The sequence below is a fragment of the Staphylococcus agnetis genome (assembly GCF_011466855.1).
GTDB lineage: Bacteria > Bacillota > Bacilli > Staphylococcales > Staphylococcaceae > Staphylococcus > Staphylococcus agnetis.
The window spans coordinates 495,679-520,342 of the sequence record NZ_CP045927.1 but is presented as its reverse complement, the minus strand read 5'-3'; the positions used below and the strand labels follow the sequence as shown (position 1 = coordinate 520,342).

Sequence of the window (24,664 nt, the reverse complement as noted above, 5' to 3'; positions counted from 1 at the left end):
GCGTATCACACCTTGATTTTATTGATTTAATTGTGCATCACCAAGACGTTGTTTTTCTTTGGCTGCTTCATTTACTTGTTCATCAGCATGGTAAGAACTACGCACTAAAGGACCTGCTTGACAATGTTTAAAGCCTTTTTCCATTGCCACTTTGCGTAATTTACCAAATTCTAATGGTGTATAGTATTTTTGTACTTTTAAATGTTTACGAGACGGTTGTAAATATTGTCCAATCGTTAAAATATCTACATCGATCGCACGTAAATCATCCATAGTTTCATAAATTTCTTCGATTGTTTCACCTAAACCAACCATTAAACTTGATTTCGTTGGGATATCTGGTTGAATTTCTTTAGAACGTTTCAAAAATTCAAGCGTTCGATCATAGGTTGCACGCGCACGCACTCTTGGCGTTAAACGACGTACTGTTTCAATATTGTGATTCAAGATGTCTGGTTTAGAATCCATTAACGTTTTTAATGCTTCAAAATCTCCGCCCATATCTGACGGTAAAATTTCGATTGTCGTAAATGGATTACGTTCACGTACTTTACGTACCGTTTCTGCATAAACATTAGAACCCGCATCTTTTAAGTCATCACGTGCAACTGCAGTAATCACGACGTGTTTAAGATTCATTAATTCAACAGACTCTGCTACGCGTTCTGGTTCTTCTAAATCAAGCTCGTTCGGTAAACCCGTTTTAACTGCACAAAAACGACATGCACGTGTACAAACTGCCCCTAAAATCATAAATGTTGCTGTACGGCGTGCCCCCCAACATTCATGTATATTCGGACATTTCGCTTCCTCACATACTGTATGTAAGTTTTTTTCGCGCATCATTTTTTTGAGACCTGTGTAGTTCTCGTTTGTATTTAATTTTATTTTTAACCAATCCGGTTTACGTAGAATTTCTTCATTTTTAGTAGCCATAACAGCAGATACCCTCCTGTAGTTTTACATCTCATTACATTATAACGAACTTTACGGTAAATTAAAATCTACCGACTTAAAAATCATAATTGCAATAATTTTTCTTTGAAAATGTCTCTCAAAAATTCCGGCATTAAATAATTCACTTTTTCTTCTTTTAACAGTGGGAAATAACGTCCGAACGTGTACATATCTATTGTTCCTAAAGTGTATACCTCATCATCAACAATCTCTTTTCCTTGAACGAAATAGCGCTGAGATGATTGTATCAACCCTGCCTCATAGATAATATATCCTCCAAAAATATCCCCACGAAAGCCTAAACCTTGCGCATGTTGATACATATATTTATTTTCATTAGCTAGAAATAAAACTTCTTTTAATTTATGTCCACTAAGTTTAATCCTTACAGTATTAATCGGATGAGGTAACATTTGATGGATATCATATTCTGTTAAAACTTTTTGATGATAGCTTTTTACAATTAACCCCGCATTAATAATGGTACAATCTGCCTCGGTAAATTCATGAACACTTTCTGCTAATAAATAACCTGCTTCCGTCACATGATTCGTCCCTTGTTTCAAAGTCATTGGTCGTGACACAACAGCATCATTAAGTAATTGCTTTCCTTCTACATCAAATGATGTCGACACTTCAGGTAAGGTGTGCAATGGATGCAATGTTGCACGCTTATGTACGACTTGACGCGCCTCAATGTCTAAAGTCACTTCACCTAAATAATGACCATATTTCCCTGCTGCTGCCATTAACACACCATTTTCAATTTGACCATTTTCAAAATAATGATGTGTATGTGCACCAAAAATGACATCAATTTCAGGTAGTTCTTCACATAACTTTTCATCAAAGAAAATGCCGACATGACTCATCACTATTAGCACATCATAGTTACGTTGGTGTTTTGCAATCTCTTCTTTTATCGCTTCAAAAGGGTCAGTTACAACCCAATCTAAAGCGCGATAAAAAGGCGTAAAGGGTGCTGTGACTGCTACAAAAAGAAGACGTACGCCTTCAATATGTTTCATCACTGAGGAAACAAAGTGTTGTGGCAATTCACCATGTTCATCAAAGACGTTCGAACACGTAACGTCAAATGTTGCATTTGAATAAAGGGTTTGTAATGCTTCATGCGAAATCGTCATCCCTTCATTGTTGCCAATAGTAGCAATGTCACAGGATGCTTGATTTAACAACTCTATGTTGCGTTTACCCATCGTTCCTTCTGTAACAGGTAAAGATAAATCTACATGGTCACCAATATCTATATATAAAGATGGATGTGATAAATGAGGTCGTTCTTGATTCATATATGCGGCAATACGTTGAAATTCATGTAAATGACTATGTATATCATTCGTATGATAAATTGTAATTCGCATGAGCATCTCTCCTTATCCACTAAATGATTGAAGAATTAAATAGAGACCTAATATTAACATGACTATCCGTAATATAAGTACGACCATATCTGATTTAATCGTTTTATTGACCTTTACACCTATTTGTGCACCGATGTAACTAGACAGTATTAAAATTAAACCGTAACTCCAAACGACATGTCCTTGGATGACATGCCCAATTGAGCCCGCAACGCTTGAAAAGAAAATGATCATCATACTCGTACCGACAGCAACGTGAGGTGGGAAACGAAACACAATGAGCAAAAATGGCGTCATGAGCACACCGCCACCGATACCAAAAAGACCAGATGTAAGTCCAATTATAAAAGCAGCAACAACCGCAATGACAGGTGCGACACCATAAACATGACGTTCACCACGACCATCAATATATGTTTTCATATATTTTGGCTTTTGACATAGTTTAAGTGGTGGAATTTTATAACGTATCATTAATAAGATGGATACAAGTATTAAAAATAAGCCGAAATATAAATTAAATGAATGCATCGTTAAAAAGCGACTGAGATAAGCACCTATAAAAGCGCCTGGAAGAATACCTATAATTAAAATCAAGCCATTTCGTATATCAACTTGTTTAACTTTTAAATATCCCAAGGTAGAAGATAAGCCTGTTGCGATTAGTATGATTGAAGATGTTCCAATCGCTGTTTGAGGCGTAATATGATGCAAAATCCCTTGAGTGATTCCAAAGTATATTAAAGTTGGCACGATGATAATGCCGCCACCAATACCAACAATAGAACCTATGATTGCTGATAAAAGTCCGATAATGATTAATATTACAATGCTCATCACATTGCCTCCCTGTTAAAAAAGTTTAAGTTGTTGTGGTGCAAGCCCTTCATAATCGATTTTAAGAAATCTTTGTAGTGTTTTTGCGTTCTGTGCAGCATGGCCACCTGAATTATTGTTTAAAATGACATACACTTTTTTAACTTTTTGCGCTAAAATTTGTATCTTTTCAGCTATATCTTGTAACTCATTGTCATTGTAATCATATAAATAGCGTACATCTCGCCATTCTTGGTCCGTCATATCCTTTTTCGTCCAACCGTGCACATTTCTTCCATGTAAACGTACAAATGCCACATCATGCGTTACTCTATTTACAAATGGAATAGACCCATCTCCTGCTTGAGGTTCATCACAAACGGCATGAATCAAGTGTTGTTCTGTTAAAAACGCGAGTGTATTTTCTTTCATCTGTGGTGTAAACCACGATTGATGCCTAAACTCAATACAAATCGGTATATCTTTGAGTTGAGATTTTACAAAACGAATATAGTGAATATTTTTTACATTACAATCAAACCACGGTGGAAATTGAACAAGTACCATCGCAAGTTTATTTGCTTTTACTAGAGGCTCAAGCATTTGATTAAATGCTTGAAATAATGCTTCTATCGATTCAGCATAATCTTTATAATCAGCATGTAACGTTAAAGCTTGATGAATTTTAACTACAAATTTAAAACGTTCAGGTGTTTCTTTGATCCACTTTAAAATATTACGTTCAGGTTGAATCGCATAATAAGAAGCATCTAATTCAACAATAGGAAAATGACTGGCATACGTTTTTAATTTATCAGTTTTACGTGCTAAATCTTCGTAGAGTCCGTCATGATCTCCCCAACCCGTTAAGCCTATTTCTATCATATTTATCACCGATTTCATTTTATCACATTCATTTGACAATCGACGACTTCAAGGTACTTCCGGTCGTTCCCTCAATCTTTCTAAGGGAAAAGAGATAAAAAAGATAAACAGGAGTGATGAAAATGGAATCATACATGTATGGTACGCATCAAGCGCAACATTATGATGTATATCTTAATGAGTCAGCTGAAAACACCACTTGGCTTGCACTTGTTCATGGTGGCTATTGGCGTGAAAAATTCGACAAACATATGTTAAATCCCCTTATCAACGCTTTTATAGACGCGGGGTTTTCCATTATTAATATTGAGTATCGTCGTGGACCTAAACATCAGTGGCCCATACCCGCAAATGATGTCCATGAAGCGTTAAATCACTTTAAACACACTTCATATGCACCTAAAAGGATTGTAGGCATCGGGCATTCTGTAGGCGGACAGCTAGTATTATTAAATCATCGCGATTTGGATGCACTCGTAGGTTTGGCACCTGTGTCCGATGTGCTCTATACGTTACATCACCACCTAGGTCAAGATGCCGTTGCAGAATATTTTGAAACACGCGCTACAAAATTATTAAGACAAGCCTCCCCAATTACACAGCTTCCTATATCTTGTGACGCACTGATTGTTCATGGTTTTAATGATAATGCTGTACATATCGATACATCTATCTCATTTATTCATGAAAATTATCAAAAAGGACATTATATCACGTTTTATGCTTTGCCTTATTTAGACCATTTAGATTGTATCAATCCAGAAGGAACACATTTTAAACTCTTGTTATCTTGGCTGAAACAATTCGCCTAGTCATCAAAGACGAGAGAGAACCAAATCATCTGGTTCCTCTCCCTTTTTGATGCATCCACTTGGCAAACATTGCGGTCAATTGCATTTACTGAGCACAAGAAAATCTGAATATCTATATAAATGACGTTTTAAAAAGCGCATGAATGTAATGTGCGTACTCTCCTCTTATATTCATTCAGAAGTATTGAGATTTCGTCTGAACGTGAGATCTGTTTCATATTCTAACGTTGTCATCAATTGTGACACAGCCATTTCGCGTGTTATCCTTAAGCCTTGACCCGCCCACAAATGCGTCACGCTTTCGTCCTTATGTTCAATCGCCTGTTGACGTAATGCCTTTGTTAAATCATTTTGTATTGGATACGGAAGTAGTGTCACTTGATGTGCACGCATGTCATGAATAAATTGATTCTCTATACCTCGCGCCCATTTGCCACTATACATCTTTGTCATCGTGGTGCTCGTTTCTACATTGTGCATTAAAGCATTGCGATGTACCACATTATATCTTATTTAACCGCATTCACCCCGTGATAACCTAATATGCAAAATAAGATGGTAACGTTATCGAAAAAAGACTAGGACGTCTTTTCGCCCTAGTCTCGAATCATTTTATACATTGATACAAAAGGCGTGTCACCTTAAATTGTATATTGTAAGGGTAAGCTTTAACGCACTTGTTCTACCATTTTACTTTCAACACGATCCATCTCATCTTCAATTTCCATACCTAACATCTCTTCAATCAAATCTTCATGAGTAACAATCGCATCCGTACCACCGTATTCATCAATAACAATGGCTAAATGTTTTCGGGTCACCGTCATTTTACGCAGTACCCATTCTGCGTGATTATGTTCATAGACAAATAAAGGTTCAGAACAAAATTCTCGCAATGATTTTTCAGGTGTTTGGCTCCATGCAAGTAAATATTTTGAATGAAAAACGCCTACCACATGATCAATATCCCCTTCATATACAGGATAACGTGTGTATGGATGATTCATTACAACATCGTAAACTTCATTATAATCATCATCGACACTCAAAGAGGTAACATTGACACGAGGTGTCGTATTCACATCATTAATTTTCAAACGATCGAAATTAATAACACCTTGAATACGATTTTTTTCAATTTCATTAAACGCACCATCACTACCAGCAATCGAAACCATTGCGCGTACTTCTTCCTTCGACATACCCTCTTGATCACGGCCACGTGTAATCAAATGGTTAATCGTATCCGTAATCAAATTTAATATTTTTGTTAATGGCTTAAATAAAATCACAAAAATGTGTATAACAGGAAAAACAAGTCTTGCAATAGGATCAGGTATCGTTGCCGCTATTGATTTAGGTATGACTTCCGCAAATAAAATAATGACAACCGTCAACACCGCTGAAGCCACACCGACATTGACACCCATATCTACAGCTAAAATGGTCACCAATGTGGGTAAAAGGATATTCGCGATATTATTCCCTATAAGGATGGTTGTAATGAATTCACTCGGTTTATTTAATAATTTCAATAATTTTGCAGACTTTTGATTCGCATCCGCTTCCGCTTGTAATTTCACTTTATTCGCAGCGGTCAGTGCCGTTTCACTACCTGAAAAGAAAAAAGATACACAAATTAATACAATGATCGCAATGATCATTAAGCAGTTCTCCTTCCGATACGTCCAAATTTCAGCTACTTAAAATTTTTTGACATTATTTCGTCTGATAAAACATAAAATGTCGTACCACCAGTATTTTACCATACATCTTTATAGATACACTGATAACATTCTGATTTTTTATGCGAGGTACGTCATCATTTAAAAAGTTGAATAGGTTAACGAGGGCAAAACATAGCGCCCTTCTAACCAAAAAGCAAGCAGAATTAATCTATTGTTTTATTTGTTTCCTTAGGCGAGACTTCTGAGACATCAAGCCGAAATCAAAATTCACTTTGAACACAGAACTCTTTAAATAGCTTTCACGAAGTAAAAGGCAATAGATGACTGGATGACGCATGGGCTTTCCAAGTTTTACGCACCTTACACTATTGATCACCTATTCATGCATGCCCATTGGTGTACTGAAGACGTAACGCATTTCATTCCCAACGTCTCCATGCACCGGCAGATATTACTAATAAATTAAAAAAGTATCAACGCTTTATGAATAACCGTAAAGCGTTGATACAATCATATTTGATTAACCAATAGAGCCCTCCATCTCGAACTTAATTAATCGGTTCATTTCAACGGCATATTCCATTGGCAATTCTTTTGTAAATGGTTCAATGAAGCCCATAACAATCATTTCAGTTGCTTCTTCTTCTGAAATACCACGAGACATTAAGTAGAAAAGTTGTTCTTCTGACACTTTTGATACTTTCGCTTCGTGTTCTAAGGAGATATTGTCATTAAAGATTTCATTGTATGGGATTGTGTCTGATGTTGACTCATTATCTAAAATTAACGTGTCACACTCGATATTAGAGCGTGCACCTTTGGCTTTACGACCAAAGTGTACAATACCACGGTACACTACTTTACCGCCATCTTTAGAAATGGATTTAGAGACGATAGTAGAAGATGTATTCGGTGCTTTATGAATCATTTTGGCACCAGCATCTTGTACTTGTCCTTTACCAGCAAATGCAATTGATAACGTGCTACCTTTTGCACCTTCACCAACAAGTACACAAGCCGGGTACTTCATAGTTAATTTTGAACCTAAGTTACCGTCAACCCATTCCATGTTACCATTTTCGTGAACTAGTGTACGTTTAGTAACAAGGTTATAAACATTGTTTGCCCAGTTTTGGATTGTAGTGTAACGTACGTGGGCGTCTTTGTGAACGATAATTTCAACAACTGCAGAGTGTAATGAATTTGTCGTGTACACAGGTGCAGTACATCCTTCTACATAGTTCACTGATGCACCTTCATCAGCAATAATTAACGTACGTTCAAATTGTCCCATATTTTCAGAGTTAATACGGAAGTATGCTTGTAATGGTGTATCTAATTTAACATTCTTAGGAATGTAAATAAATGATCCACCAGACCAAACCGCAGAGTTTAATGCTGCAAACTTATTGTCACCCGCAGGAATAACAGATGCAAAATACTTCTTAAACAAGTCTTCATTTTCTTTTAATGCTGTATCCGTATCTTTAAACACAATACCTTTTTCTTCAAGTTCTTTTTCCATATTATGGTATACAACTTCAGATTCGTATTGCGCAGAAACACCTGCTAAATATTTTTGTTCCGCTTCCGGAATACCTAATTTATCAAATGTACGTTTAATTTCTTCAGGCACTTCGTCCCAAGAACGTTCAGAACGCTCAGACGGTTTAACATAATACGTAATATCATCAAAATCTAATTCAGATAAATCTCCACCCCATTGTGGCATCGGCATTTTATAAAATAATTTTAATGCCTTTAAACGGAAGTCCAACATCCATTCCGGTTCATCTTTCATATTTGAAATTTCACGTACGATATTTTCTGTTAATCCACGTTCAGATCTAAAAATCGACACATCTTCATCGTGGAATCCATATTTATAATCGCCTACATCAGGTGCTTTTTTAGCCATCAACGATCACTCCTATTCACTCATTTTTGTATCTTTATCGATACACTCTATACTAACGCGGTTCTAGTTACGTTTATTCTTCTATTTTGCCTTCTTGTTCCACTGTACCCTTTTCCAGTGCTTTCCATGCTAAAGTGGCACACTTGATGCGTGCTGGGAATTGAGATACACCTTGTAATGCCTCAATGTCACCCATGTCGTCAGTAATGACATAATCTTCACCGAGCATCATTTTTGTAAATTCTTGACTCATTTCCATGGCTTCCTTAAGACTGTGTCCTTTGATCGCCTCTGTCATCATAGATGCACTTGACATCGAAATCGAGCACCCTTCACCTTCGAATTTTGCATCTTTAATAATGCCATCTACAATATCAAAAGTGAGTCGTATTCTATCCCCACAAGTTGGATTGTTCATATCAACAGTCATTGTGCCGTCTTCTATAACACCTCTGTTGCGTGGGTTTTTATAATGATCCATAATCACTGAACGATATAATTGATCAAGATTATTAAAATTCATAAGAGAAAAACTCCTTTGTTTGTTTCAACCCTTCTATAAGTTGGTCTACATCTTCTTTAGTATTATAAATGTAGAAACTTGCACGTGCTGTTGACGAAACGTTCAACCATTTCATTAAAGGTTGCGCACAGTGGTGACCCGCACGTACTGCAACACCTTCTGTATCTAAAGCAGTCGCAACGTCATGAGGATGTACATCTTTAAGATTAAATGTGATGATACCTGCACGTTTATCTTTATCTGGGCCATATATCTCTATACCATCAATTTCAGACATTCTATCATAAGCATACGCTGTTATCTCTGCTTCATGTTCATGTATCGTATCAAAGCCGATGCGTTCTAAATATTCAATCGCGGCTTTCAATCCTATAGCTTGCGCAATTAATGGCGTACCCGCCTCAAATTTCGTTGGCAAATCAGTCCAAGTACTTTCATGAAGTCCTACGAAATCTATCATATCGCCACCAAACTCAATCGGTTCCATGTCTTTTAATAACGCACGGCGACCATATAAAACACCTATACCAGTCGGTCCAAGCATTTTATGACCACTAAAGCTATAGAAGTCGACATCTAAATCTTGAACATCCACCTTCATATGAGGCACTGATTGCGCACCGTCTACTGCAATGATTGCGCCATGTTCGTGTGCGATTTGGGCAATGGTCTTAATGTCATTGATTGTTCCTAATACATTGGAAACGTGCGCGATTGCAACAATTTTAGTTCGATCTGTTATCGTTTCTTGAACAGCTTCAATCGTTAATTCCCCTGATTCAGTCATTGGAATAAATTTAAGTGTTGCGTTTTTACGCTTAGCCAGTTGTTGCCATGGCACAATATTCGCATGGTGTTCCATTTGAGTGACAACAATTTCATCACCCTCTTGAATATGTGCATCTCCATAACTATGTGCTACAAGATTAATTGCCGCTGTAGTGCCACGTGTAAAAATAATTTCCTCAAAGTATGTCGCATGTATAAATCGACGTACAGTTTCACGTGCACCTTCATAACCATCTGTAGCAAGTGAGCCTAAAGTGTGTACCCCACGATGCACGTTTGAATTGTAGCGATGATAATAATCATCAATGGCTTGAATCACTTGTTGCGGTTTCTGACTTGTCGCAGTTGAATCTAAATAAGCCAGTCGTTTCCCATTGATCTTTTGCTTTAATATGGGAAAGTCTTTAATAATTGCTTCAACATCAAATTGTGTTTCGGTCACTGTTATCACAGACCTTTCTCCAAATAGTTACTGACATTATCCTAAAACTAAAATGTAACAAAGTGGCGCTTAAACGTATGTTATATAAGGCCACTTTTGATACTTCATTCAAATGCTTATTTACCGACTTTAAGTTCGATAACTTCTCTTAATTGACGTTGAACATCTTCAATTGGAAGTTCACGTACAACAGGATCTAAGAAACCGTGAATAACTAAACGTTCTGCTTCATGTTGTGAAATACCACGGCTCATAAGGTAATAAAGTTGTTCAGGATCAACGCGCCCGACTGAAGCAGCATGTCCTGCTTCTACATCATCTTCATCAATTAAAAGAATTGGATTCGCATCGCCACGTGCATTTTCAGATAACATTAATACACGTGATTCTTGATTTGCTGAAGAACCTGAACCACCATGTTTAATGTACCCAATACCGTTAAAGATAGATGACGCTTTTTCTTTCATTACACCATGTTTAAGAATGTGGCCATCTGTTTCTTTACCATATTGAACGATACGAGATGTTAAATTAATTGTTTGTTCCCCACGGCCGACTACTACAGATTTTAAATCTGATGTTGAACGATCACCAATTAAATTTGTAGTGTTGTCAATGATTTGATTTCCTTCGTTCATAAGACCGAGCGACCAGTTAATCGTAGCGTCTGCAGCAGTTGTACCACGACGAATAATATGACCCGTGAATCCTTTGTCTAAAAAGTCTACGGAACCATAAGCAACTTTGGAATTTGCACCAGCTATAACTTCAGAAATAATATTAACCTGGCAACCTTCGCCAGAAACCGTAGAAAGGTAGTTTTCAACATAAGTCACTTCAGCACTTTCTTCAGTAACTAAAATCACATGATTGAAGAAACTTGCTTGTGAATCATCATGTAAAACCACGTATTGAATTGGATGTTCAACAACGACGTTACGCGGTACATAAACAAATACCCCACCATTCATAAGGGCCGCATTCAATGCTGTTAAACGATGTTCATCGATAGTAACTGCATCTTTCATATAATATTTTTCTACAAGGTCACTATGATTTTGGAGCGCCTCACTTATATGTTCAATAATGACGCCGTCTTCTTTCGCTTTCGCATTCACTTTTGAGTATGCTAGCGTATTATTATGTTGAATAATTAAGTTCTCACTTGCTTCAACATTAATAATACGGTCAATTTCTTTAGGGAGATCTTGAAGGTTTTCGTAAGTGCTACCTGTCGTTTCATGTTGTTTAAAAGTGTCAAAATCCCATTTATCAATTTTTGTCTTATCTGGTTTTGGCATTTCTAAAGACTCAGATTGTTTCAATGCATCTTTTCTCAATTGTGTCATCCAAGAAGGTTCGTGGTGCGCTTGTGAATAATCAACAAGTTGAGCTTCAGAAATATTTAATGTTTCAGTCGTCATACTTATTTCCTCCTAAGATGATTATTGGTTCGCTACTACTGAATCGTATTCTTCTTTAACCCACTCGTATCCTTCTTCTTCAAGGCGTTTGGCTAATTCAGCACCACCTGATTTTACAACGATACCGTTATACATTACATGTACGTGGTCTGGTGTAATGTAGTTTAATAAACGTTGGTAGTGCGTAATAATAAGTGAACCAAATTCATCACCGCGCATTTCGTTGATACCTTTAGAAACAACTTTTAATGCGTCAATATCTAAACCTGAGTCAATTTCATCTAAAATAGCAAATTTAGGTTGTAACATCATTAATTGAAGGATTTCGTTACGTTTTTTCTCTCCACCTGAGAATCCTTCATTAAGATAACGTTGTGCCATATCTTTATCCATGTCTAAGAAATCCATATGTTTGTCTAATTTTTTAATGAATTGCATTAAGTTGATTTCTTGACCTTCTTCACGTTGTGAGTTGATTGCCGAACGCATAAAGTCCGCATTCGTTACCCCTGTAATTTCGGATGGATATTGCATTGCTAAAAAGAGTCCAGCTTTAGCACGTTCATCAACTTCCATCTCTAAAATGTTCTCGCCGTCTAATAACACTTCACCTTGAGTCACTTCATATGAAGGATGACCCATAATAGCTGAAGATAGCGTAGATTTACCCGTACCATTTGGTCCCATAATGGCATGGATTTCACCCGTTTTAATCGTTAGGTTAACCCCTTTTAAAATCTCTTTATCGTCAATAGACACATGTAAGTCTTTAATTTCTAATGTTGATGGCATTACTATTCCCTCCAAAAAGTTAGATTACAATAACTAGTTTATAATAATTTTAAAGTAACGTCAAAAGGATTTCTAATCTTTCTAAATGCTCATTATAACGAAAATAACGGGAATTATAAAACATTTAGGGTTGAAAAAAGCGGTTTATTTTCGAATCATTTTTTTACTGTAATTAGAAAAGTTATTGATAATAGACAATGGCTTGTTCTCAATCAGAAAGGATCATCGTTGCGTATTCAAATGTATTGTTGTAATATGACATTTCAGTTAATATAAAGTAATCCTATTAAGAAAGGAACACGTTTGATTATGGCTCGATTTAAAATTTCAAATCTTCCTCGTGGTTTTGCTATGGGTGTCAGCGATTTAATCCCTGGCGTTAGCGGCGGAACGATTGCTTTACTTCTTGGCATCTATGATGATTTTATTGCTTCAGTAAGTGGTATTTTCTCAAAAAACTTTAAACGAAGTATGATGTTTTTACTTCCTATTATTATTGGAATGGGATTAGCAATTGGTATATTAAGCAGTCTTATTAATTATTTATTAGCATATCACCAAGTACCAACGATGTTTTTCTTTACAGGATTAATCATTGGTGTGATTCCATTTTTATTAAGAATTTCTCATTACAATAAAACTTTTAAAGCATCGCACTGGATAATTGTCGTTCTTTTTACGTTATTACTTGCAGCAATGGCATTTTTAAAGGGAGATACATCACACGCAGCACCAACACACATCGATTTATCAGCACCTATGCTCATCAAATATTTTGTTGCTGGGATATTAGCCTCAAGCGCCATGTTACTCCCTGGTATTTCAGGCTCATTCATTTTATTATTACTTGGCGTATATAGCACGGTTACATTTGCAATATCAGAGGTTGTTCGCCTTAACTTTCAAGCGTTACCCGTTATTATGTTAGTCGGTTTTGGCGTACTTGTCGGATTTATTGTTGCGAGTAAATTAATCAAATATTTACTCACACACTATACGTACTTCACCTATGCTGCTATCTTAGGCTTAGTTATTGGGTCATTATTTTCTGTATTTCCTGGTTTGCCAACTTCTGGCTTAACATGGATAGTATCTATTTCAACGTTAATCTTAGGTTTCATTGTGAGTTATATTTTAGGTCGTTTTTCGGCAGATTCATAAAAAAATGCCTTGATCACGCTTATTGTGATCAAGGCATTTTGCTTTATTCAGCTGGTGTGACAGCACCGTCATATTTGTCTTTAATGAATTTTTTAATGTCATCAGACTGTAAAACTTTGATTAGAGCTTTGATTTTCTTGTCATCTTTATGTCCATCTTGTACAGCAATTAAATTTGCATATGGGTTGTTATCTGCTTTTTCAACTGCGATAGAATCTTTTTGAGGATTTAACTTCTGCTCAATCGCGAAGTTAGAGTTAATGATAACTGCGTCTCCTTCATTATTTTGGTACGTTTTTGGTAAAAATTCTGCCGCTTGTTTATTATTAAATTTGATATCTTTTTTGTTTTCTACAATGTCATCAAATGTCGCATCTTGGATTTTAACGCCTTTTTTGATTTTAATAAGTCCTTCATCTACAAAGAATTTTAAGAATCGACCTTGTTCTGCAGGGTTGTTTGAAACGAAAATCTCAGCACCTTTAGGTAAATCTTTTAAACTTTTATGTTTTTGTGAATAAACAGCCATAGGTTCTAAGTGTACATTGCCAGCAGATTCAATTTTATACTTTTTATCTTTTTTCTCAGTATCTAAGTAAGGGGTATGTTGGAAGAAGTTCGCATCTAATTCTCCAGCATCTAATAATTTATTCGGTGTTGTGTAATCATTAATAGTTTTAATTTCTAAGTCATAACCTTCTTTTTCTAATAATGGTTTTGCCTGTTCTAAAATTTCAGCATGTGGCGCTGGTGAAGCACCTACCACGATTTTTTTATCTTCTTTATCACCACTTTTTGAATCATTCCCACAAGCTGCTAATACGACTGATAAAACTAAAATTAATGCAATTGATAAAAATCTTTTCATTTTTACATTCTCCTTGTCCTATATTTATCGTTTGTCTATTTTATTCGTTGTCCAATCTCCCAAAAATTGAATAACGAAGACGATAACTAAAATTAAAATGGTTGATATTAAAATGACATCATTTTGGTTACGTGTAAAACCTGTTAAATACGCTAAATTCCCTAAACCTCCTGCACCTATGACGCCCGCAACAGCTGTTGAACCTACTAAAGCAATGGCTGTAACAGTGATGCCAGAAATTAAAGCCGGAAGCGATTCTGGAATTAAAACTTTTCGAATGACTGTCCATGTGTTTGCCCCCATTGACCAAGCCGCTTCAATAACCCCTTTATCAATTTCTTTTAAAGCAATCTCGACAAGACGTGCGTAAAACGGTGAAGCACCAATAATCAATGCAGGTAATGCACCTGTTGGACCACTGATTGTTCCTAAAATCAAACTTGTAAATGGAATCAATAATAGAATCAGTATAATAAATGGAATCGCTCGAAATAAATTAACGAAAAATGACACGATATTATAAAATATACGACCGATTTTAGATTTACTTTTTGATGTTAAAAATAATATGACTCCTGTTATTAACCCAAATATAAAAGAAAATAGTGTAGCAATGATTGTCATATAGAGCGTTTCGTATGTTGCAACCCAGACCTCTGGCCAACGTACATTTGGCATTGTCATCATTTCATGTAATATTTCGCCAAAACTCTTACCCATGTGCAATCACCTCTACTTCAATGTGTTTCAATTCTAAATCATGTGTCAGTTGTTCAAAGTCTGCTTGCGCAACATTTGGAATATGTAAAACAATAAATCCGATGGCACCTGACTTAGAATGTTTAATATTAGCCTCTAAAATATTTACCTCAACGTCATGTGTTTTTGAGATATATGAAACGATAGGTTGTGTTGTTGCTTCACCTGAAAAGTTAAGTTTAACGAGCTTGTCATTTGAATTTAATTTTACAAGGCCTGAAATATCCTCAAACTCAGCATTAGGTTGAAGATCTTCTTGAACAAAACGCTTAGTGACAGAATGTTCTGGATTTTCGAAAACTTCAGATACTTTACCTTGTTCAATTACCTTTCCATCTTCCATTACTGCCACTTCATCACAAATACGACGAATGACATGCATTTCATGAGTGATAATAATAATCGTTAAATTTTGTTCCTTTTTCAATTGAATGAGTAAATCAAGTATTTCATCTGTTGTTTGTGGATCAAGTGCACTTGTTGCTTCATCACAGAGTAATACTTCCGGGTCGTTTGCCAGCGCCCTTGCAATACCCACACGTTGTTTTTGTCCCCCGGACAATTCTGATGGATAGGCGTGTTCACGTCCCTTTAATCCAACTCGTTCAATGAGTTCTAAAGCTTTTAACTTAGCCTCTCGTTTAGAAACGCCTGCAATTTCTAATGGAAATAATACATTGTCAAGCACCGTGCGTGACCATAGTAAATTGAAATGTTGGAAGATCATACTCACCTTTTGGCGCTTATACCTTAAAGCACGTTTGCTCAATTTCCCTATATGATCTCCACCGATGATGACATCACCTGATGTAGGTGTTTCAAGATAATTAAATAATCGCACTAACGTACTTTTACCCGCTCCAGAAAAACCGATAATACCAAATATGGTACCTTTATTGATTGTTAAATTAACGTGATCAACAGCTAAAACGGATTTGGATTTGCTCTCGTACTGTTTGACGATATCCTTAAGCTCAATCATATTGCTCCCCCTTATGTGTTGCAAATCATCAAATATCAGAATAAAAAAAGCTTTCTCCTATATAAAAATAAGAGAAAGCATAGATTCCGATGCGTTTCTCTCATCTTCAAAAGTAAAGATACTTTATGTGAATTGGCACCATTTCTAAATATAGACGGTTGCCGGGCTTCATAGGGCACATCCCTCCACCACTCTAGATAAGAGTTTTCTGAATATTGAATTGTTTAAATCTTATCATTATCCTCAAGTTTCGTCAATCACTTTTTTCAATCTTTCTAATAAAAATGGGACAGACTGAAAAGCATAAATGCGGTCCACTTCTTTGTCATCACGCATGATTAACAAAATGGGTACTGATTGTATTTCAAAGGCTTGGCTAAATTCAGGATAAAAATTGAGGTCGCGTTTTTCTAAAGGTAACTGTGTCACTTCATTTACAATATGCAACATTCGTTCTGAGACTTTACATGTCCCACACATCGGAGTATAGCCGAAAATTAAGTGTATATTGTGCTTTTTTTCTTTAAATGTATTGTTCAATTGCTCTGAAACACTCATGATATGAATATTTTCCTTTAACATAAAAATCCGTTTTAACATCAAATCCATGACGCCCTAAAACGTTTGAGAGGTAATCTCTTGGGCAACGTGCCACTTCACTATAAGTTGAATCAATAAAAATATCTGTACTTTCACTTAAATACTTCGAAAACCATTTTCGTATCTTTCGCCCCTCAGCATCAGCATCAACAAGAATGTATACTTGCTTACCGTATAATGATTCTATCATATTGTCTAGTTTCTCAATTCCCATTGTGCCATGCGTACATATGATATCGACTGGTTCTAATAACACTTCCTTAACTCTTTTTTTATCAGATTTGCCTTCTACAACAATTACTTTATTAATCATCGCCATGGTCTTCACCTTCTAAAAAGATAGTATTCAGTGCAAAAAAACTCCAAGATAGTCCAAGGAATATCTAGGAGTTCAATAATTATTATTCGCCGATCATTTCTTGATAACCTTGTGCATCCATTAAAGCATCAAGTTCACTTTCGTCGCTTAATTCAACTTTCACCATCCAAGCTTTTTCATATGGTGATTCATTTACAGCTTCTGGTTCATCTTCAAGATCTTCATTCACTTCAATGATTTTACCAGATACTGGTGAATATAATTCTGAAACTGTTTTTACAGATTCAACGCTACCGAAAGTTTCGCCTTCTGATACTTCGTCATCAACTTCTGGAAGCTCAACGAATACGATATCTCCTAATTCGTTTTGTGCAAAGTCTGTAATACCAACAGTTGCAACATTTCCTTCAACTTTTACCCATTCATGTTCTTTAGAATATTTTAATTCACTTGGCACTGCCACTTGAATCCCCTCCTATATTTGTTTACAAGATAATCATGACACACATGTTTTTATCAATCAACTATTTTATTATAACCAAGTTTCACGATAAACTTGTTCATTAAAACCAACTGTAACTTTGTCACCTAAAATCGCTAAAGGACGTTTCACTAGCATACCATCGGACGCTAAAAGTTCTAACTTTTCGTCATCTGACAACGTATCTAATTTATCCTTTAAGTTTAATTCACGATACTTTGCACCGTGTGTATTGAATAATTTTTTAATTTCAATACCTGAACGGTCTACAATATCTTTAAATTCATCTTTCGTAGGTGTTAACTGAACGATATCTATAGGTTCAAAACTTACACCTTGCTCAGATAAAAATTTAGCTGCTTTTTTACATGTTGTACAATTAGGATACTGATAAAACTTAATCATGCTTTAACCTCCTCGCTTGACTTATATCAAATATAACAAAATTTGTTAAATTAGACTATTTTTTATACTACTTTCATAATTTTGTTTTTTATTAATCACGACATATGACGTCGACTAAGATATCCGTTATAATTTAGAACATATAACATAGTGGAGGTATGCAACATGCAAAAGATTCAAGACATGGAAACATTTAAATCAATCATTAATAAAGATGAAACAGTTATCGTCAAATTCGAAGCAGGATGGTGCCCTGATTGCAAAGCCATGGATATGTGGATCAGCCCTATTGTTGAAAAATACAATCAATATGAATGGTTTGTTGTAAATCGTGACGAAGTTGAAGAAGCTGCAATCGAAAACGATGTGATGGGTATCCCAAGTATTCTTATTTTCAAAAATGGCGAAAAGCTGCATCATTTACATTCAGCCAACGCAAAATCACCTGAACAAGTCGAATCATTCTTATCCGAGAGTTTAGGTTAACGTTAAAAAAGAACATATTAAAATCGTCTTCAAATAACTTTAAGCAATTTGAAGACGATTTTTTTATGAATAGATATGCAATTTTAACCGTACGCGTACATCTATTAAATGTACTCTGTATAGATTCCTTTATTTTTACGTTTAGGCTCTTTATCATTATCGCTTTCTAAATCAGTTAAATAAATAAATCCAATAAGACGTTCATCAGGTAAAACACCAAATACATTTCTTACTTTTGGATGGAATATATATGTCGGCGTTTTCCAACATGTACCAATACCTTTTTCATATAACAAAAGTAATAAGTTTTGTGCATATGCCCCAACCGCTAAATAGTTTTCATTTTCTTCCCGTTGACGTGCATCACATTTCATAATAATCGCAAGAAAGCCACCTAAATTCGTTACCGCATCATAATGACTTTGTTGCTTGTCTTTTTCCCGTGGAAATGCATAGCGTGAGACTTCACGACTCATCTCACCAAGTTTATGTTTTGGTACATAAACCACGCGCCACGGTTCACGCATACCATGATTAGGTGCATTTGCTGCCTCCACAACAGCCTCCCTTACTGCATCTTCATCAATATGCATGTTTCTATCGAACTTCTTTATACTTCTTCGATATTTAATAGCGTGTTGAAGTTCCATCTTCATCTTCCCCTTTTCATTGATAACCATTATCAATTATAACTAAGGAACCCTTGCTTTTCAAATTACTGATACAAAGCCATCGCACTTTTTAATTTTTTTACATTTAATTGGCCGGGTGCAACACCTTCTTGAATAGAACCATAAGTAAGGGCACCACCAAATGTTTGTTGCGCAGTTCTAGATACGACACCGAGTTTTGACATTGAAATTCCCGTCACCCATTGTTGTAGCGCATCACTCGCTTCAGAAACAACTTGTAACAATGTAATGACATCATTTTTAGTGTGAGGCATCACTGCTATTTTTAAATGGGTGCCACCCCATTGCGACATGTAGTAATATGTTTTTTTCAAGACTTCTAATTGAGGTGTTTCCTCAAAATTATGATATGAGATAACAACTTGAATTCCTTTAGATTGAAGCTCATTTACCAATTGTTTTCGATTCAATGTTCGATCCCACTCAATATCTATGTACGTAACATCTTTCATATCTGCAAGTTCACGCATGAGCGACCAATACGCTTCTTCTGTGATCCCACTTTCACCACCTTGTTGCTCCGTTCTAAATGTAATGAGTTTTTCACAATGAATCGACGCTTCCTTTAATTGACGCAATATACATTCAATATGTTGAGCCGTAACATTTTTAATAGCATCAATTCTGATCTCTAAAATATCAAAGTCATCTTCATGCGTTTTTATACGCGCAATATCATCTTTTAAACATTCTATCGTTTTAGGCATAAAACTCCCTACTATTTGGGTTATCATACAATTCCACCTCTATACGTCCTATAGTATTTCTAATAGTATCTTATCTTATTTATATTGAAAAGAAAGAATCTCTTTAAACACAAAAATGTTTAAACAATATATGGAAAACACTAGCAAACAACCTTGCATTAAGTCTTTTAATATCATTTAAATACTTTATCATTTCAATATTGATTTAATCATATACAATTTAACTGAATATTCTAAAATTTTATTGCATTAATGTATCTACTTTTATATGATTAATATGATAAGCATAGTTTTATTTAGGAGGTTGCGTATGATTAGAGTGCTAAATGAAACGGATACGAAAGCTTTTTATGAACTTACGTGTGAAGCATTTCATCTTCATCCATTTGCTTTCGTCCATGAAATTAATGAACGTTCAAATTATACTGAACGAGACATCGCGCAAGTATTACACCCTAAAAATCATCATCTTCAAATCTTTTTTGGCGCTTTTGACGATGATACACTCGTTGGCTTTGTTCAACTTAATTTTTTTCCATATTCTTCAAAAAGTCATAAAGCCACTGTTCAAGGCTTATATGTGAAGCCTGAGTACCGCGGTCAACAAATAGGTCGCGCATTGATGGAAACCCTTATTGCTTATGCGCACCAAAAAGGTATCGAACAACTCGTACTCGCTGTTGCATCAAACAACATCGCTGCGAAAGTGTTTTGTGATCATTTGGGATTTGAGTTTCTAGCGCTTGAAATACATGCACGAAAATTTAATAATAAATACGTTGACGAACATTGGCTCGTTTACTATTTTGACAAGGAGTATGTATGAAAGAAATAACGAAAATTCAAAAGTTATGGCAGTATGAAAACTATCATGTGATGATGCACAATTATAATAACTATACAGAAATTAAAACGATGATTAAACTTGGACACTCCTATGACGCTATCAAAACTAGAATTGATGAAATTTTAAATACGCCCATTCAACGTTCTGCGTTTCTCAATACATTTCAACACTTATGGGGCTATTTTAAAAAATACGCAACTCAGAATGAAAAAGCGTTATACACTACGTTCGTTAATCAACTTCAAACAACATCTCCTTCATATGACACATGTATTCAATTCATACAACATTTAGCTATAAAATACGATGAACAATATCTTTTAAACAGTTCAATAATGACATTATCCTTCCACAAAACTATTTAATTATAATATCTCAAATGTACAATTCTCATCCAAACCATGCTATAATGTCTCGTTGTAAATTAATTATTAAGGGTGCGAATTATGAAATTATTATGGTCTAAAAGGACACGCATGATAGAAATTGCTTTGTTGTCCTTTCTTACAATAATTGGGATAGGATCTCAATTTTATTTAAATTTGGCATATAGCTTAAATCAAGGGCTCTACCATTATGCATTAGGTATACATTCTAATTTACTTATTATACCAGCAATTATGGGAAACTTTGCATTTGCTTTTGGTGTCCCTCTCGGACATTTTCTCGTTCATAAATTAGGCTTCAAGAAAAACTTTTTACTTTTCTCATTTATATTCTTACTTGGTTCAATTTTAGGCTTTTTCTCGTTAGGTATCATATCCTTATCTATATCTAAAGTGATACAAGGTTTAAGTACAGGTGTGTTATTCTTTACGATGCTACCTAAAACCTTTCATGTATTTCCAAAACGGTTTAAAAATGTCTTTTTATTTATGATTATCGTTGGGTTGTTCGGCGCAAACGCCCTCGGAGGCTTAACTGGAAGCATCACGTTATTTTATGCCCAATGGCAATGGGTTTATATCTTTAACATAATGTCAGCAATCATCAGTTTACTTGTAGGTTGGTTATATTTCGAAAAAGATGACACGACACATCAAAGTACTACGAAAGAAGACCATACTGTCGTTTTCTTTTTAGCGCTTTCATCTCTTTCATTATTAATACCACTTTGTCTTATTACGCAATATCGTTTTGATTCTATTAAAGTCTGGCCATGGTCTATCGTGACGTTGATTTTATTTGTGATTTTCTTATATAAAAATAAGCAGAGTCATACACCTATTGTTCATTTTTCGACATTGTTGTATCCGAAACCATTACTTGGCTCAATTATGGCGATTGTCTCACATCTGACGCTACTTATTGGCATTGCAGCAATCAATTTTTACTTATTACAAGTGATTCATTTACCCCCACATCAAATCCAGCTTTTTTATATTTACTTCTTTATCGGCGTATTTATAACAGGCGTTTTAAAAATGGTGTTTTATAGTGCGTGGGGGCCGGGTGTATTAGGTACCATTGGTTCCCTCGCCCTCCTATACGTCAGCACACATTGGTATATCATGCAAAATAACCTTGATCTTCACACTCTTTACTTTCAAGGGATGATTATTGGATTTGGTGCGAGCATGGTCCTTGTAAGCGGCGCAATGTCTACACTTTTAGATGGTGATTTGACACGTGCGTCACATCGTTCACTGACAATGCATTCTATACGTAATTACTTTGCTGCGATACTCGTTCCAATCATAGCCGTGTTTATGAAGTATAGAATCCAAAAAGGTTTTAATGACGTCAAATATAATCACATAGATAATAAAGCTATCATCATGAAACATATTCATAACGTATTTATGGATGCCACAAATGACCTCTTTTTTGTGATGATTCTTTTAAGTAGTATTTTACTCATATCCTCTATCGCTCAATTTTTCTTTGGTAAAAGTCGGCGCATCGTGGCCAAGCGTAAATAAAAACTAATTTTCTGACTACCTTCATGTGTTAATATACGGTTTTATTACAGCTGAAATTTTGGATACGCTTCAACTTTGATAAAGTAATATAGCCTTCAACATTCATCTTCCATTGAATGTTGAAGGCTATTTTTAAAATCACCAAACACTTCATACGCGATAACATTTACACATGTTGTTCAATCTTAATGAGTTCATTAAGAAATTGATCAAACGTTTTTTTAGTGACATTTAATTTAATTGTGCATCCTGATTCTGACACAATATTCGAAAGTCTCAATCCAGAATCAAGTGTCACAAACACAGTTAAATCATGTCTATTTCTTTTGATTATTGTAAACGTCAAATCTGGTTCTAAAAAGTAAATTTCTGATAACCGTGATTTACATTTGAATTTTTTTAAATTCTCTATATCCATATCAAAAAGTGAGAAATCTGTGTAAAAGTGTGAGTTTTCGAATGAAACAATGATTTTAAAATCATAGATTGTTAACGCATCTTCTTTATTCACTTTTAGAAATTCAAAAGTTAAAGATGTTTGGCTTTCTGTATATAAGTCATCTTGCAATGAACAATAACGTTGATTCATATCGATGCCCTTTCTCTATATTAAGTGTAAAAAACAAGCCTATAACCGCAAGGGTTATAGGCTACATAGTGGAGGCGGCGGGATTAGATTTATCCGTTTATTTAATAGTGTGTTATACACCTTAAAAGCCGTCATATCAACGTTTTCATTGCGTACTAGTGCAAGTATAAAATGTTAACATTGATAAAACTCCTGAAATTTGGGGCAATCATTTGATGATTGCTTTGTTTGTAGTTGAAAACCTATTTTTACCTAACACTTTAACAATGCTACTTGTATATTCAACTTTTATAGATATATCATGTTTACTACTATTTAGATTAACTCGATACTTATCAAATTGATCTAAATATTTAAGTTTATTAACTGTTCCATATTCACACAGTGCCACCATTCTAAGATCTATAATTATACTATGTTCTGGTTGAAGAATTTTATTTTTACATCGATTATTTAAAACATTTTCTAATGATAGATAATGACTTTTTGCTCTTTCTATAGTGTTTATAAATTCAATTTCTTCATTAAATGTTAAAATATCTAAAACACAGTGTACCTTCACTTTAGTTATAATTGCTGGAGCTTTACCTAAATTTTTCACTTCAATCCATTCTCTTTTAACTCTACCTTGATCATCTCGTTGGTCTCTATACATTACTAATATTTTAGGTCTAACATTATCTAATCTATTGAAATACACTATTGAAAGACTTAATAATGATAATATAGCTGTAAAAATAGAAATAATGATAGCTGTTGATTCTAATTCCATTGATTATATATTGAAATTGTACTAACAGCTAATGTTTGTAAATAGGCTATTTCATTATGTGAATCAACCTTATCAATATTTTCATAATAATGTTCGTATACATATTTCTTTCCAGCTATTTCAAGTTCTGATTCAGCATTAGTAAAGTTTCTCTCAACCCCAACAAAGTTATATTGCGCTAAACAATTAATTGCATGATGATAAATCATTTCATCTTTTTGTAATTCATAAGTAGAAAACGATATTTCTTCATTAGGTATTTCATTATAAAAATGTAATTTATCACACCCATCAAGTGTTATGTAACTTCCGTCATTTAATCCTAAGTTTCCTGCATGATCCATAATCAATTCTCCCCTTTGCTTTTGATGGTTTAATTATACACTATAAATCTAATTTCACATTATACATAAAAACTATCGAAAGTTACCTTATTTATAGTTTTTGGTATAATTTAGAGATACCTAAAAGGTACAATATCTTACGTCTTAATTATCAAGTACATCTAAATTGATTTAATATCTTGAAAAAAATGTATTGTAACTTTAGCACAACGAATTGGTGAATGTTGCAGGGTCAGCTGCAATTTTTAGACAGACATCAAATTTTTTCGATTTCTTTTTTTTTACGTCTTTGTTTCGTAGAG

Annotated in this window: 29 protein-coding genes and 1 riboswitch; of the genes, 6 read left to right on the top strand and 23 right to left on the bottom strand. The window is 34.9% G+C overall.

Annotated features, from left to right (window positions below; all coding sequences use genetic code 11):
* Window positions 1–18: 18 nt before the first annotated feature.
* From lipA to GJE18_RS02630, 4 genes are all read right to left on the bottom strand, one after another.
* The gene (gene lipA / locus GJE18_RS02645) at window positions 19–936 is read right to left on the bottom strand and encodes a lipoyl synthase (RefSeq protein WP_037566754.1); all 918 of its coding nucleotides are present in this window, start codon (window positions 934–936) and stop codon (window positions 19–21) included.
* Window positions 937–1,019: 83 nt separating this feature from the next.
* Window positions 1,020–2,339, bottom strand: coding sequence for a bifunctional metallophosphatase/5'-nucleotidase (locus tag GJE18_RS02640; protein ID WP_107368413.1), 1,320 nt, complete (start codon window positions 2,337–2,339; stop codon window positions 1,020–1,022).
* 12 nt (window positions 2,340–2,351) lie between these two features.
* Window positions 2,352–3,176 (bottom strand): sulfite exporter TauE/SafE family protein, encoded by an 825-nt coding sequence (locus GJE18_RS02635; protein ID WP_103346218.1) that lies wholly within the window; start codon window positions 3,174–3,176, stop codon window positions 2,352–2,354.
* A 15-nt stretch (window positions 3,177–3,191) separates the two neighbouring features.
* On the bottom strand, window positions 3,192–4,040 hold the full coding sequence (locus GJE18_RS02630; RefSeq protein ID WP_060550645.1) for a DUF72 domain-containing protein: 849 nt from the start codon (window positions 4,038–4,040) through the stop codon (window positions 3,192–3,194).
* Between the two features lie 122 nt (window positions 4,041–4,162).
* On the opposite strand from GJE18_RS02630, the gene GJE18_RS02625 reads away from it, so the two are divergent.
* Window positions 4,163–4,852, top strand: a complete 690-nt coding sequence (locus GJE18_RS02625; RefSeq protein WP_107368414.1) for an alpha/beta hydrolase family protein — start codon at window positions 4,163–4,165, stop codon at window positions 4,850–4,852.
* A 171-nt stretch (window positions 4,853–5,023) separates the two neighbouring features.
* Here GJE18_RS02625 and GJE18_RS02620 read toward each other — a convergent pair whose 3' ends face one another.
* The 7 genes from GJE18_RS02620 to sufC form a co-directional block, all read right to left on the bottom strand.
* Complete coding sequence (locus GJE18_RS02620) at window positions 5,024–5,353, bottom strand: nitronate monooxygenase (protein ID WP_085622733.1); 330 nt, start codon at window positions 5,351–5,353, stop codon at window positions 5,024–5,026.
* Between the two features lie 167 nt (window positions 5,354–5,520).
* Window positions 5,521–6,516 carry a hemolysin family protein gene (locus GJE18_RS02615; RefSeq protein ID WP_060550642.1) on the bottom strand — a complete coding sequence of 332 codons (996 nt, stop codon included), beginning with the start codon at window positions 6,514–6,516 and terminating at the stop codon, window positions 5,521–5,523.
* Between the two features lie 544 nt (window positions 6,517–7,060).
* Entirely contained in the window at window positions 7,061–8,458 is a 1,398-nt protein-coding gene (sufB, locus tag GJE18_RS02610; RefSeq protein ID WP_060550641.1) for a Fe-S cluster assembly protein SufB, read from the bottom strand.
* Between the two features lie 73 nt (window positions 8,459–8,531).
* Window positions 8,532–8,981, bottom strand: a complete 450-nt coding sequence (gene sufU, locus GJE18_RS02605; RefSeq protein WP_037566742.1) for a Fe-S cluster assembly sulfur transfer protein SufU — start codon at window positions 8,979–8,981, stop codon at window positions 8,532–8,534.
* The gene (locus GJE18_RS02600) at window positions 8,971–10,212 is read right to left on the bottom strand and encodes a cysteine desulfurase (RefSeq protein ID WP_060552457.1); all 1,242 of its coding nucleotides are present in this window, start codon (window positions 10,210–10,212) and stop codon (window positions 8,971–8,973) included. Before GJE18_RS02600 ends, sufU begins: the two co-directional genes overlap by 11 nt.
* A gap of 116 nt (window positions 10,213–10,328) precedes the next feature.
* Window positions 10,329–11,636, bottom strand: coding sequence for a Fe-S cluster assembly protein SufD (sufD, locus tag GJE18_RS02595; protein WP_037566741.1), 1,308 nt, complete (start codon window positions 11,634–11,636; stop codon window positions 10,329–10,331).
* 21 nt (window positions 11,637–11,657) lie between these two features.
* Window positions 11,658–12,428 (bottom strand): Fe-S cluster assembly ATPase SufC, encoded by a 771-nt coding sequence (gene sufC / locus GJE18_RS02590; RefSeq protein WP_060550640.1) that lies wholly within the window; start codon window positions 12,426–12,428, stop codon window positions 11,658–11,660.
* Window positions 12,429–12,737: 309 nt separating this feature from the next.
* On the opposite strand from sufC, the gene popT reads away from it, so the two are divergent.
* The gene (gene popT, locus GJE18_RS02585) at window positions 12,738–13,589 is read left to right on the top strand and encodes a polyprenyl-phosphate transporter PopT (RefSeq protein WP_107368415.1); all 852 of its coding nucleotides are present in this window, start codon (window positions 12,738–12,740) and stop codon (window positions 13,587–13,589) included.
* 43 nt (window positions 13,590–13,632) lie between these two features.
* On the opposite strand, the gene GJE18_RS02580 is transcribed toward popT, so the two are convergent.
* From GJE18_RS02580 to GJE18_RS02550, 7 genes are all read right to left on the bottom strand, one after another.
* Window positions 13,633–14,457 carry a MetQ/NlpA family ABC transporter substrate-binding protein gene (locus tag GJE18_RS02580; protein ID WP_060550638.1) on the bottom strand — a complete coding sequence of 275 codons (825 nt, stop codon included), beginning with the start codon at window positions 14,455–14,457 and terminating at the stop codon, window positions 13,633–13,635.
* Between the two features lie 24 nt (window positions 14,458–14,481).
* Entirely contained in the window at window positions 14,482–15,177 is a 696-nt protein-coding gene (locus tag GJE18_RS02575; protein ID WP_037566735.1) for a methionine ABC transporter permease, read from the bottom strand.
* Window positions 15,170–16,198, bottom strand: coding sequence for a methionine ABC transporter ATP-binding protein (locus GJE18_RS02570; protein ID WP_060550637.1), 1,029 nt, complete (start codon window positions 16,196–16,198; stop codon window positions 15,170–15,172). Before GJE18_RS02570 ends, GJE18_RS02575 begins: the two co-directional genes overlap by 8 nt.
* Before the next feature lie 97 nt (window positions 16,199–16,295).
* Window positions 16,296–16,402, bottom strand: a riboswitch (SAM riboswitch).
* Window positions 16,403–16,441: 39 nt separating this feature from the next.
* Entirely contained in the window at window positions 16,442–16,756 is a 315-nt protein-coding gene (locus GJE18_RS02565; RefSeq protein ID WP_060550636.1) for a thioredoxin family protein, read from the bottom strand.
* Complete coding sequence (locus tag GJE18_RS02560; protein ID WP_060550635.1) at window positions 16,722–17,117, bottom strand: toprim domain-containing protein; 396 nt, start codon at window positions 17,115–17,117, stop codon at window positions 16,722–16,724. Before GJE18_RS02560 ends, GJE18_RS02565 begins: the two co-directional genes overlap by 35 nt.
* Before the next feature lie 82 nt (window positions 17,118–17,199).
* A complete protein-coding gene (gene gcvH / locus GJE18_RS02555; RefSeq protein ID WP_037566731.1) occupies window positions 17,200–17,580 on the bottom strand; it encodes a glycine cleavage system protein GcvH in 381 nt (126 codons plus the stop codon).
* A gap of 69 nt (window positions 17,581–17,649) precedes the next feature.
* Window positions 17,650–18,003 carry an arsenate reductase family protein gene (locus GJE18_RS02550; protein WP_037566730.1) on the bottom strand — a complete coding sequence of 118 codons (354 nt, stop codon included), beginning with the start codon at window positions 18,001–18,003 and terminating at the stop codon, window positions 17,650–17,652.
* Between the two features lie 165 nt (window positions 18,004–18,168).
* On the opposite strand from GJE18_RS02550, the gene GJE18_RS02545 reads away from it, so the two are divergent.
* A complete protein-coding gene (locus GJE18_RS02545) occupies window positions 18,169–18,489 on the top strand; it encodes a thioredoxin family protein (RefSeq protein WP_037566729.1) in 321 nt (106 codons plus the stop codon).
* A gap of 104 nt (window positions 18,490–18,593) precedes the next feature.
* On the opposite strand, the gene GJE18_RS02540 is transcribed toward GJE18_RS02545, so the two are convergent.
* Together GJE18_RS02540 and aroD are read right to left on the bottom strand one after the other, a co-directional pair.
* Window positions 18,594–19,139, bottom strand: a complete 546-nt coding sequence (locus GJE18_RS02540) for a nitroreductase family protein (RefSeq protein WP_107368417.1) — start codon at window positions 19,137–19,139, stop codon at window positions 18,594–18,596.
* Window positions 19,140–19,204: 65 nt separating this feature from the next.
* Window positions 19,205–19,888 carry a type I 3-dehydroquinate dehydratase gene (gene aroD / locus GJE18_RS02535; protein ID WP_225906141.1) on the bottom strand — a complete coding sequence of 228 codons (684 nt, stop codon included), beginning with the start codon at window positions 19,886–19,888 and terminating at the stop codon, window positions 19,205–19,207.
* 310 nt (window positions 19,889–20,198) lie between these two features.
* Here aroD and GJE18_RS02530 point away from each other — a divergent pair, with 310 nt between their 5' ends.
* The 3 genes from GJE18_RS02530 to GJE18_RS02520 all read left to right on the top strand — a co-directional run bounded on the left by GJE18_RS02530 (window position 20,199) and on the right by GJE18_RS02520 (window position 22,657).
* Complete coding sequence (locus GJE18_RS02530; RefSeq protein ID WP_060550632.1) at window positions 20,199–20,714, top strand: GNAT family N-acetyltransferase; 516 nt, start codon at window positions 20,199–20,201, stop codon at window positions 20,712–20,714.
* The gene (locus GJE18_RS02525) at window positions 20,711–21,100 is read left to right on the top strand and encodes a DUF1722 domain-containing protein (RefSeq protein WP_165886076.1); all 390 of its coding nucleotides are present in this window, start codon (window positions 20,711–20,713) and stop codon (window positions 21,098–21,100) included. The genes GJE18_RS02530 and GJE18_RS02525 overlap by 4 nt, the downstream gene beginning before the upstream one ends.
* Before the next feature lie 111 nt (window positions 21,101–21,211).
* On the top strand, window positions 21,212–22,657 hold the full coding sequence (locus tag GJE18_RS02520) for an MFS transporter (RefSeq protein WP_171509151.1): 1,446 nt from the start codon (window positions 21,212–21,214) through the stop codon (window positions 22,655–22,657).
* A gap of 166 nt (window positions 22,658–22,823) precedes the next feature.
* Here the strand turns inward: GJE18_RS02520 and GJE18_RS02515 are convergent, their stop codons facing one another.
* From GJE18_RS02515 to GJE18_RS02505, 3 genes are all read right to left on the bottom strand, one after another.
* Window positions 22,824–23,246 carry a hypothetical protein gene (locus GJE18_RS02515; RefSeq protein WP_107368418.1) on the bottom strand — a complete coding sequence of 141 codons (423 nt, stop codon included), beginning with the start codon at window positions 23,244–23,246 and terminating at the stop codon, window positions 22,824–22,826.
* Between the two features lie 208 nt (window positions 23,247–23,454).
* Complete coding sequence (locus GJE18_RS02510) at window positions 23,455–24,018, bottom strand: hypothetical protein (RefSeq protein ID WP_165805044.1); 564 nt, start codon at window positions 24,016–24,018, stop codon at window positions 23,455–23,457.
* Window positions 24,009–24,362 (bottom strand): hypothetical protein, encoded by a 354-nt coding sequence (locus GJE18_RS02505; protein ID WP_165805045.1) that lies wholly within the window; start codon window positions 24,360–24,362, stop codon window positions 24,009–24,011. The genes GJE18_RS02510 and GJE18_RS02505 overlap by 10 nt, the downstream gene beginning before the upstream one ends.
* Between the last annotated feature and the right edge of the window lie 302 nt (window positions 24,363–24,664).